The 9,551-nt window shown below is 69.2% G+C and carries 11 protein-coding genes; 8 read left to right on the top strand and 3 right to left on the bottom strand.

Features of this window, described 5'->3' with window-relative positions; genetic code table 11:
* Positions 1 to 1,110 (bottom strand): acyl-CoA carboxylase subunit beta (locus tag V6M46_RS06870; RefSeq protein ID WP_332663180.1); only part of this gene is annotated, 1,110 nt, incomplete at its 3' end.
* A 51-nt stretch (positions 1,111 to 1,161) separates the two neighbouring features.
* Between V6M46_RS06870 and V6M46_RS06865 the strand changes: the two genes are divergently transcribed.
* Genes V6M46_RS06865 through purE form a run of 5 tightly spaced genes read left to right on the top strand, consistent with a single transcriptional unit; the run spans position 1,162 to position 5,118 of the window.
* Positions 1,162 to 1,971 (top strand): biotin--[acetyl-CoA-carboxylase] ligase, encoded by an 810-nt coding sequence (locus V6M46_RS06865; RefSeq protein ID WP_332663178.1) that lies wholly within the window; start codon positions 1,162 to 1,164, stop codon positions 1,969 to 1,971.
* 12 nt (positions 1,972 to 1,983) lie between these two features.
* Complete coding sequence (locus tag V6M46_RS06860; protein ID WP_332663176.1) at positions 1,984 to 2,496, top strand: PH domain-containing protein; 513 nt, start codon at positions 1,984 to 1,986, stop codon at positions 2,494 to 2,496.
* A complete protein-coding gene (locus tag V6M46_RS06855; RefSeq protein ID WP_332663174.1) occupies positions 2,483 to 3,472 on the top strand; it encodes an adenylate/guanylate cyclase domain-containing protein in 990 nt (329 codons plus the stop codon). Before V6M46_RS06860 ends, V6M46_RS06855 begins: the two co-directional genes overlap by 14 nt.
* Positions 3,473 to 3,481: 9 nt before the next feature.
* Positions 3,482 to 4,606, top strand: coding sequence for a 5-(carboxyamino)imidazole ribonucleotide synthase (locus tag V6M46_RS06850; protein ID WP_332663171.1), 1,125 nt, complete (start codon positions 3,482 to 3,484; stop codon positions 4,604 to 4,606).
* Positions 4,603 to 5,118 (top strand): 5-(carboxyamino)imidazole ribonucleotide mutase, encoded by a 516-nt coding sequence (gene purE / locus V6M46_RS06845; protein WP_332663168.1) that lies wholly within the window; start codon positions 4,603 to 4,605, stop codon positions 5,116 to 5,118. The genes V6M46_RS06850 and purE overlap by 4 nt, the downstream gene beginning before the upstream one ends.
* Positions 5,119 to 5,232: 114 nt before the next feature.
* Here the strand turns inward: purE and V6M46_RS06840 are convergent, their stop codons facing one another.
* Together V6M46_RS06840 and V6M46_RS06835 are read right to left on the bottom strand one after the other, a co-directional pair.
* Positions 5,233 to 5,853, bottom strand: a complete 621-nt coding sequence (locus tag V6M46_RS06840) for a pyridoxamine 5'-phosphate oxidase family protein (RefSeq protein WP_332663165.1) — start codon at positions 5,851 to 5,853, stop codon at positions 5,233 to 5,235.
* Between the two features lie 10 nt (positions 5,854 to 5,863).
* The gene (locus tag V6M46_RS06835) at positions 5,864 to 6,457 is read right to left on the bottom strand and encodes a hypothetical protein (protein ID WP_332663162.1); all 594 of its coding nucleotides are present in this window, start codon (positions 6,455 to 6,457) and stop codon (positions 5,864 to 5,866) included.
* 104 nt (positions 6,458 to 6,561) lie between these two features.
* Here V6M46_RS06835 and V6M46_RS06830 point away from each other — a divergent pair, with 104 nt between their 5' ends.
* From V6M46_RS06830 to dapE, 3 genes are read left to right on the top strand one after another with little or no spacing between them, the layout of a single operon-like run.
* Positions 6,562 to 7,713, top strand: a complete 1,152-nt coding sequence (locus V6M46_RS06830; protein WP_332663183.1) for an acyl-CoA dehydrogenase family protein — start codon at positions 6,562 to 6,564, stop codon at positions 7,711 to 7,713.
* A gap of 59 nt (positions 7,714 to 7,772) precedes the next feature.
* Complete coding sequence (locus V6M46_RS06825; protein WP_332663160.1) at positions 7,773 to 8,447, top strand: VOC family protein; 675 nt, start codon at positions 7,773 to 7,775, stop codon at positions 8,445 to 8,447.
* Between the two features lie 36 nt (positions 8,448 to 8,483).
* Positions 8,484 to 9,545 (top strand): succinyl-diaminopimelate desuccinylase, encoded by a 1,062-nt coding sequence (gene dapE, locus V6M46_RS06820; protein ID WP_332663157.1) that lies wholly within the window; start codon positions 8,484 to 8,486, stop codon positions 9,543 to 9,545.
* Positions 9,546 to 9,551 lie beyond the last annotated feature (6 nt).

Genomic DNA, 9,551 nt, shown 5'->3' with positions numbered 1-9,551 from the left:
CGGGATGTTGAACGCGTCGCAGGTGCGGACGAAGCGGGCCGCCTTCTCGGAGGCGTCGATGTCGAGGCAGCCGGCGAGCTGCATCGGCTGGTTGGCGACGATGCCGACGCTGCGGCCCTCGACCCGGCCGTAGCCGATGATGATGTTGGGTGCGAACAGCGGCATGACCTCGAGGAAGTCGCCCTCGTCCACGATCGACTGGATCACGGTGTGCATGTCGTACGGCTGGTTGGCCGAGTCCGGGATCAGGGTGTTGAGCGCGAGGTCGGTCTCGGTGGGCTCGAGGTCGGCGACCTCGTCGTAGGGCTCGGGCTCCTCCATGTTGTTCTGCGGGAGGAACGAGATGAGCGCCTTGACGTACTCGAGGGCGTCCTCCTCGTCGGCGGCCATGTAGTGCGCGTTGCCGGACTTGGTGTTGTGCGTACGGGCGCCGCCGAGGTCCTCCATCGACACGTCCTCGCCGGTGACGGTCTTGATGATGTCGGGGCCCGTGATGAACATGTTGGAGGTCTTGTCGACCATCACGACGAAGTCGGTGACCGCCGGGGAGTAGACGTGCCCGCCGGCGTTGGTGCCCATGATCAGCGAGATCTGCGGGATGACGCCCGAGGCGTGCACGTTGCGCTTGAAGATCTCGCCGTAGAGGCCGAGCGAGACGACGCCCTCCTGGATGCGCGCGCCGGCGCCCTCGTTGATGCCGATGATGGGGCAGCCGGACTTGATCGCCAGGTCCATGACCTTGGTGATCTTCTCGCCGTAGACCTGGCCGAGGCTGCCGCCGAAGATCGAGAAGTCCTGGCTGAACACGCACACCTGCCGGCCGTCGATCGTCCCGTAGCCGGTGATGACTCCATCGCCGAGCGGCCGGTTCTTGTCCAGACCGAACGCGTGGCTGCGGTGCCGGGCCAGGGCGTCGAGCTCGACGAACGAGCCCTCGTCGAGCAGCTGCTCGACCCGCTCACGCGCGCTCTGGCGGCCCTTCTTGTGCTGCTTCTCCGCCGCCCGCGCGGCCATGTCGACCGTCGCTTCCTTCTGGCGCCGCTGGAAGTCAGCCAGCTTGCCCGCAGTCGTATGGAGCTCGGGATGGACTTCGATCTCGTGTTCGGTCACGGGGGTCAGCGTAACGATCGCAGGCCCTGACCGGTATGTGAGGCTGTTCTCATGGCCTACCGCGACCTGGACCGCCCACCGCTCGATGCCGCTGCGCTGCGCGCTGCGCTGACCGGACCCGACCGGTTCTGGAACGACATCGTCGTCACCTCCGAGACCGGAAGCACCAACGCCGATGTCGCGGCGGCGGCCCGGGCCGGAGCGCCCGAGGGGACGATCCACACGACCGACCTGCAGACCGCCGGTCGAGGCCGCCTCGACCGCGCGTGGGAGTCGCCGGCCGGCTCGGGCGTCATCGTCTCGGTGCTGCTGCGGCCCGACTCGGTGCCCGCCGGACGCTGGGTGTGGCTGCCGCTCCTGGTGGGCCTCGCGGTCGACGCGACGGTGCACGAGTGCGGCGTCGAGTCGGGGCTCAAGTGGCCCAATGACGTGCTGGTCGACGGTCGCAAGATCGCCGGCATCCTGCTCGAGCGCGTCGACACACCGGTCGGCTCGGCGGCGATCGTCGGTGTCGGCCTCAACGTGTCGCTGCGCCGTGAGGAGCTGCCGGTCGACACCGCGACCTCGCTCGCCCTCGAGGACGCGACCGAGACCGACCGGACGATCGTGCTGCGCGGCTTCCTGCGCAACCTCGAGGCGCTCTACCGAGCCTGGGCGGCGGCCGGCGGCGACCCCGGTTCGGGCATCCGCGACTCGTACGTCCGACGGTGCGTCACGCTGGGCACGCGGGTCCGCGTGAGCCTCCCCGACGGTGGCTCGCTCGAGGGTCAGGCGACCGGCATCGACGAGTTCGGACGCCTGCTGGTCGACGACCGGGCCATCAGCGCCGGAGATATCACCCACGTCCGACCTGCGACGTGAGAAAATCCCCTCATGACCCTTTCGCGCAAGCTGATGATCGACGGCGAGCAGATCGTCGCGACGACGCGCACCCACATCAAGGTGCTGTTCATCCCGTTCGTCATCCTGCTGGCCCTGTCGGGCATCGGCGGATTCCTGATCAACCAGGTCGGTGACTCCGGCAGCGGGGTCCCGCGGTGGATCGTCGTGGCGGTGATGCTCGTCCTGATCCTGCTGGGCTCGGTCATCCCGTTCATCAAGTGGCTCACGTGGACCTACACGCTGACCAACAAGCGCATCGTCGAGCAGAAGGGCATCCTGACCCGCACGGGCCGGGTCATCCCGCTGAACCGCATCAACGACGTCGCGTTCGAGAAGAACCTCAACGACCGCATCCTCGGCTGCGGCACGCTGATCATCCACGACGCCAGCGAGCAGTCCGGCCTCGAGCTCAACGACATCCCGCACATCGAGGCGTTCCACCGCACCGTGACCAACCTCGTGTTCGAGAAGCACGACAAGACGGCGAGTGATGAGTCGGTCTGAGCTCCGCGACGAGCTCGCGCGCCTGATCCTGGGCGGCGAGCTGACCCTCACCAGCTCGGAGGTCGCCGACAAGGGTGGGTTGAGCCTCGAAGACGGCCAGCGGCTCTGGCGCGCCCTCGGCTTCCCCGACACCGGCGAAGCGATCGCGTACGGCGACCCCGACGTCGCGGCGGTGGCGACCGTGGCGGCCGCGATCGAGACGGGGGTCCTGGACGAGGAGACCGTCTTCCGCATCACCCGCGCGCTCGGCACCACGATGTCCCGGCTCGCCGACTGGCAGGTCTCGACCCTGGTCGACCAGGTCGAGCACGACGTCGAGGGCGGCAAGGCGGAGAGTCGGCTCGGCGCCGCCGTCAGCCTGGCGACGGACGCCGCACCGGGGTTCGAGCAGCTCATGATCTACGCCTGGCGGCGCCACCTGGCTGCTGCCGCGGCGCGCATCGAGGCACTCGGCGCGGCCGATGAAGAGCTCCTGTCGACCGTCCTGACGGTCGGCTTCGCGGACCTGTCGCGGTTCACCTCGCTCTCCAACGAGCTCGACGACTCGACGCTCGGGGCGCTGGTCGAGAACTTCGAGACCCGTTGCACCGACATCGTCACGGCGCACGGCGGACGCGTCGTCAAGACGCTCGGCGACGCGGTCCTGTTCGTGATCGCCGACGCACCCGAAGGCGCCCGTACGGCGCTCGACCTGGTCTCGCAGATCTCGTCGCGCGACGACATGCCCGACATCCGGGTCGGCCTGGCCACGGGTTCGGCGATCAGCCGCCTCGGCGACGTCTTCGGCCCTCCGGTCAACCTCGCCGCACGGCTCTCCCACGTCGCGCGCAGCAACCGCGTGCTGGTCGACGAGGCCACCGCGGCAACCCTCGGCGACGAGTTCGACACCCGCACGCTGCCACCTCGCCCGCTGCGGGGGTTCGGCAACGTCTCACCCATCACGGTGACCGAACGCCGCGGGTTCCGCTCCAGATAGGCTGACCTGGTGCCTTCACCTCAGCTCGCGGTCATCGGTGGTGGCCAGCTGGCCCGGATGATGCAGCAGGCTGCGATCGGTCTCGGCATCCACATCCGGCTCCTGGCCGAGGCGCCCGATGTGTCGGCCGCCCAGGTCATCCCCGATCACGTCGTCGGCGACTACACCGACCTCGACACGCTGCGCGCGGTCGTGGCGGACGCCCCGGTCGTGACGTTCGACCACGAGCACGTGCCCCCCGAGCACCTCAACGCGCTCCAGGCCGAGGGTCACGCGTGCCGGCCCGGCCCCCACGCCCTGCTGTATGCCCAGGACAAGGGCGACATGAGGACCCGACTCGGTGCGCTGGGCATACCGTGCCCTCGCAACGCCGCCGTCTCGTCGGCCGCGGACCTCGAGTCATTCGGCTTCCCCGCCGTGATCAAGACGACCCGCGGTGGCTACGACGGCAAGGGCGTGTGGGTCGTACGCTCGGCCGCCGACGCAGAGGAGGCGTTCGCGTCCGGTCGCTCCCTGCTCGCGGAGGAGCTCGTCGACTTCCGCCGCGAGCTGTCGGCGCTCGTCGCCCGGTCGCCGTCGGGCGAGGTGCGCGCCTATCCCGTCGTCGAGTCACGCCAGGCCGACGGCGTGTGTGCCGAGGTCATCGCCCCGGCGCCCGGCCTCGATCCGGCGCTGGATGCCGAGGCCCGCGCGATGGCCGAGCGGATCGCGACCGAGCTCGACGTCACCGGCATCCTCGCGGTCGAGCTGTTCGAGACCACCGATGGACGATTGTTGGTCAACGAGCTGGCGATGCGTCCGCACAACACCGGTCACTGGTCGATCGACGGGGCCGTCACCAGTCAGTTCGAGAACCACCTGCGCGCCGTGCTCGACCTGCCGCTCGGAGCCACCGACGCGCGTGCGCCGTGGTCCGTCATGGTCAACATCCTCGGCGGCGCCGTCGAGGACCTCGAGGCGCAGCGGGCCGTGGTGCTTGCCGCCGAGCCCGACGTCAAGATCCACCTCTACGGCAAGTCGGTCAAGGCCGGCCGCAAGGTCGGGCACGTGACGGCGTCCGGACCAGATCTCGACGACGCGCTCACCCGGGCCCGCCGCGCCGCTGCACTGTTCACCCAGGGAGTGACCTCATGACTGATCAAGCCAGAGTCGGCATCGTGATGGGGTCGGACTCCGACTGGCCCACGATGGAAGCCGCCGCGACGGCGCTCGGCGAGTTCGGCATCGCGTACGAGGCTGACGTCGTCTCGGCGCACCGCATGCCCGACGAGATGCTGGCGTACGGCCGCGACGCGCACACGCGCGGCATCGAGGTCATCATCGCCGGCGCCGGGGGAGCGGCCCACCTGCCCGGCATGCTCGCCGCCGTCACGCCGCTGCCGGTCATCGGTGTCCCGGTCGCCCTCAAGCACCTCGACGGCATGGACTCGCTGCTGTCGATCGTCCAGATGCCGGCCGGTGTGCCGGTCGCGACGGTGTCGATCGGCAACGCCCGCAACGCGGGGCTGCTGGCCGTACGCATCCTGGCGACCGGTGATGCGGCACTGACGCAGAGGATGCTTGCCTTCCAGGCCGAGCTGGCCGATGTCGCCCGGGCCAAGGGGGAGAAGATCCGCAACCCCAGCGGCGGAGCCGGCTTCCGCTGACGCGCGGTTTACCAGGAGAACCTGGTAAACGGCCACCTCACCAGGCAAATTTGCCGCGTGAAGTGAACCGTTGCCCGTTGAAGTGACGGTCTACCAGGTTCTCCTGGTAAACCGTCAGCTTCTGTAGAGGCGCTCCGCATACTGCTCGGAGTAGTAGGCCTCGAGCTCTTCGATCGAGTCCTCCGGCCGCTCGAGGCTCTTCGCGATCTGGGCGCGACTGGGCACCGCGTCTGGGTGCCAGGTCTCCGGATCCCACAGCTCGGACCGCAGGAACGCCTTGGAGCAGTGGAAGAAGATCTGCTCGACGGCGACCTCCAGGATCACGGTCGGGCGGTGGCCCTTGACGACCATCTGGTCGGCGTAGGGAGCGTCGGCGAGGAGCGTCGCGCGGCCGTTGACCCGCAGCGTGTCGCCGCGGCCGGGGACGAAGAAGATCAACCCCACATGCGGGTTCTGCAGGATGTTGGAGAATCCGTCGGCGCGCTTGTTGCCGGGCCGCTCCGGGATCGCGAGCGTCGTGTCGTCGACGACGTGGCCGAATCCGGCCGGGTCGCCCTTGGGCGAGACGTCGCACGCACCAGAGGCGTCGGACGTCGCGACGAGGCAGAACGGCGAGGCAGCGAGCCAGGCGCGGTGCTCGGGCCGGAAGGCGTGCGAGTCCTTGTCGAGGACCCGTTGCATCGGGACACCGAGCAGGTCACGCAGCTCGGACTCGGTCGTGATCTCGGTGCGCATGCCGAGAAATCTACCCGCGGACGTACGACGTCAGGGCGGTGAGCGTCGGCTTCGCCGGGGCCGAGGCGACCCCGAAACGTACGGGCGGCTCGACCGGTCCGAGCTCGCCGAGCTCCTCGCCCTCCCACGTCGCCCGCGCGTCGACCAGGCGGCGGATGTCGCTGGCGGCGTACCACTCGGCCCTGCCCTCGCCCGCTGAGCCGTACGTTCGTACGCCCGGCAGGATCCGGCCGGCGACGGGGTTGCACGCCTTGGCCCAGGTGGGCGAGCGCCGCATCGGCGACGGTACGAGTCCCAGCAACGGTGCGACCCACAGGCGGTGGCCGGGGGTGAAGCGCAGCTGCAGCGACCGGGTGTGCACTGACCACTCCGCTCCGCGCTCGACCGAGACCGGCTCGATGCGGACCTCGTCGAACGCGTAGGTCGACGCCACGAAGTCGGCGACGCCCTGACGCGCTGCCAGGAGGGTGCGATGCCCGGACACGTCCTCGACCATGACGTCGGCGAACGGGCCGAACGGGCTCTCGTCCCAAACCCCCACCACGATGCGGACGCCCGAAGACGTCCCGAGCCAGGCGATGTGCCCGGTGAAAGAGGTGGTCATGCCGCCAGTGTGTCCGATGCCACGAAAGGTTTGGTCGGGAGAGCGCCGAAGCGAAGGTACGATTACTAGGTCGTCCTACTATCGGGAGTCCACACGTGTCCGACATGTTCGTCCTTTCCGAAGAGCACCAGGCCATCCGCGAAGCCGTCCGCGCCGTCGCCGAGGCCAAGATCGCGCCGTACGCCGCCGACGTCGACGAGCAGGCGCGCTGGCCCCGTGAGGCTGCCGAGGCGCTGCTGGCCGCGGACTTCCACGCGCCGCACGTGCCCGAGGAGTACGGCGGAGCGGGTGCCGATGCGCTTGCGACGGTCCTGGTCATCGAGGAGATCGCCCGCGTATGCGTGTCGAGCTCGCTGATCCCCGCGGTCAACAAGCTCGGATCGCTCCCGCTCATGATCAGCGGCGACGAGCAGCTCAAGAAGAACTACCTCTCGCGCCTCGCGCACGGTGAGGGCTTCTCGTACTGCCTCTCCGAGCCCGAGGCCGGCAGCGATGCCGCCAACCAGAAGACCCGCGCCGTCCGCGACGGCGACCACTGGGTGCTCAACGGCGTCAAGCGCTGGATCTCCAACGCCGGTGAGTCCGAGTTCTACACGGTCCTCGCGGTCACGGATCCCGACAAGCGTACGAAGGGCATCTCGGCGTTCGTCGTGGAGAAGTCCGACGAGGGCGTGTCGTTCGGCGCGCCTGAGCGCAAGCTCGGCATCAAGGGCTCGCCGACGTGCGAGGTCTACCTCGACGATGTCCGCATCCCCGGCGAGCGGATGATCGGCCCCGAGGGCACGGGCTTCGCCACCGCGATGAAGACGCTCGACCACACCCGCGTCACGATCGCCGCCCAGGCCGTCGGCGTCGCGCAGGGCGCGCTCGACTACGCGCTCGGGTACGTCCAGGAGCGCAAGCAGTTCGGCCACAAGATCGCCGACTTCCAGGGCCTGCAGTTCATGCTCGCCGACATGGGCATGAAGATCGAGGCCGCGCGGCAGCTGACGTACGCCGCCGCCGGCCGCTCCGAGCGCGGCGACAAGGACCTGACGTTCTTCGGCGCCGCCGCCAAGGCGTTCGCCTCCGACACCGCGATGCAGGTCACGACCGATGCGGTGCAGCTGCTCGGCGGCTACGGCTTCACCCGCGACTACCCGGTGGAGCGCATGATGCGCGACGCCAAGATCACCCAGATCTACGAGGGCACCAACCAGGTGCAGCGCGTCGTGATGGCCCGCCAGCTCCTCGCCGGGGTGCAGAGCACGCTCTGACGTACGTGGCGAGGCCGCACCTGCTCGCTGATGTCCGACGCCCGTGGCAGGGTGACTCCATGCCTTTCGTGATCTATGAAGCGTTGTGCATCGACGCGAACGACGTCTCCGCGGTCCAGGACTTCTGGGCCGACACGCTCGGCTACGAGCTCGAGGTGCTCGACGACGGCGACGCCGTCCTGCGGGGCAGCGAGCCGGGCGAGGAGGTGTGGATCAACCGGGTGCCGGAGCCCAGGACCGTCAAGCAACGCGTGCACCTCGACGTACGCGCCGAGTCGCTCGAGCCGTTCGCCGGCCTCGAGCAGGTGTCGAAGCCGGGCGAGTTTCACTGGACGACGTTCGCCGACCCCGAGGGTGGCGAGTTCTGCGTGTTCACCTACGACGAACCGCCGGCACAGAAGTTCAAGTCCCTCGTGATCGACTCCGCCGACCATGTCGCGATCTCCGACTGGTGGGCCGGCATCATCGGCGGCAAGGTGAGTCACGACGACGGCTACTCCCCCCTCGAGGAGATCCCGGGCCTGCCGACCGAGGGCTTCGACTTCGTCCCCGTCCCCGAGCCCAAGACCGTCAAGAACCGCATCCACTGGGACGTCAGGCTGCTCCCCGGCGCGACGGTCGACGACCTGGTAGCTGCCGGCGCCACGGTCCTGCTCCCGGCCGGCGACGATCGCACGTGGACCGTCATGGCCGATCCCGAGGGCAACGAGTTCTGCGTCTTCCCGACCGAGTGACCGCAGCGCTTCGCCACCGCGTGGTGGAATGATCCCGTGCCCGCACTCGACCTGACCACCGACGTCGTCAGCCTGACCGCCGCGCTCGTCGACATCCCTTCCGAGAGCCTCGACGAGCAGGTCATCGCCGACGCGGTCGAGGCCGCGCTGCGCCCGCTGCCGCACCTCGACGTCGTACGCGATGGACACACGATCGTCGCCCGCACGTCGCTGGGCCGTCCCGAGCGCGTCGTCATCGCCGGGCATCTTGACACGGTGCCCGTCAACGGCAACCTGCCGTCGCGGCTGGAGGGCGACATCCTCCACGGTCTGGGCACGTGCGACATGAAGGGTGGCGTGGCGATCGCACTCATGATGGCCGCCACGGTCGCCGAACCGGTCCGCGACGTCACCTATGTGTTCTACGAGGGTGAGGAGATCGCCGCGGAGCACAACGGCCTGGGCCGACTCGCCCGCGAGCGTCCCGAGCTCCTCGCCGGCGACTTCGCGATCCTCATGGAGCCGTCCAACGCCGGGGTCGAGGCGGGCTGCCAGGGGACCATGCGCGCCGACATCCGGACGACCGGCGAACGGGCCCACACAGCGCGTGCGTGGATGGGCAGCAACGCGATCCACGCTCTCGCCCCCGTGCTCGACGGCCTCAACGCCTACGTCCCGCGGCAGGTCGACATCGACGGCCTGACCTACCGCGAAGGGCTCAACGCCGTGGCCATCAGGGGCGGCGTCGCGGGCAACGTCGTGCCCGACGAGGCCGTCGTGACGGTCAACTTCCGCTTCGCGCCCGACCGCAGTGAGGAGCAGGCGCATCAACACCTGCAGGAGACGTTCGAGGGCTTCGGCCTCACCGTCACCGACTCCGCACCGGGTGCGCTCCCGGGCCTGTCGCATCCTGCCGCCGCGGCGTTCGTCGACGCAGTCGGCGGCGAGGTACGGCCCAAGTTCGGCTGGACCGACGTCGCGCAGTTCACGCTCCTGGGCATACCGGCGGTCAACTACGGACCCGGTGACCCGATCTTCGCTCACAAGGCCGACGAGCACGTACCCGTCGAGCACCTCCATCAGGTGCGCGACCGACTCGAGAAATGGTTGACGTCATGACCGCAC

This window comes from Aeromicrobium sp. (assembly GCF_036676885.1).
Taxonomy (GTDB): Bacteria; Actinomycetota; Actinomycetes; order Propionibacteriales; family Nocardioidaceae; genus Aeromicrobium.
Note: the sequence above shows the minus strand (reverse complement) of the source record. Positions and strands in the feature narration are given on the sequence as shown.

Coding starts and splice junctions, on each gene's coding strand:
- V6M46_RS06835 (WP_332663162.1), bottom strand. CDS start 6,457: ATGACCACCTCTTTCACCGGGCACATCGCCTGGCTCGGGACGTCTTCG.
- V6M46_RS06830 (WP_332663183.1), top strand. CDS start 6,562: ATGTTCGTCCTTTCCGAAGAGCACCAGGCCATCCGCGAAGCCGTCCGC.
- V6M46_RS06840 (WP_332663165.1), bottom strand. CDS start 5,853: ATGCGCACCGAGATCACGACCGAGTCCGAGCTGCGTGACCTGCTCGGT.
- V6M46_RS06825 (WP_332663160.1), top strand. CDS start 7,773: ATGCCTTTCGTGATCTATGAAGCGTTGTGCATCGACGCGAACGACGTC.
- purE (WP_332663168.1), top strand. CDS start 4,603: ATGACTGATCAAGCCAGAGTCGGCATCGTGATGGGGTCGGACTCCGAC.
- V6M46_RS06860 (WP_332663176.1), top strand. CDS start 1,984: ATGACCCTTTCGCGCAAGCTGATGATCGACGGCGAGCAGATCGTCGCG.
- V6M46_RS06865 (WP_332663178.1), top strand. CDS start 1,162: ATGGCCTACCGCGACCTGGACCGCCCACCGCTCGATGCCGCTGCGCTG.
- V6M46_RS06855 (WP_332663174.1), top strand. CDS start 2,483: ATGAGTCGGTCTGAGCTCCGCGACGAGCTCGCGCGCCTGATCCTGGGC.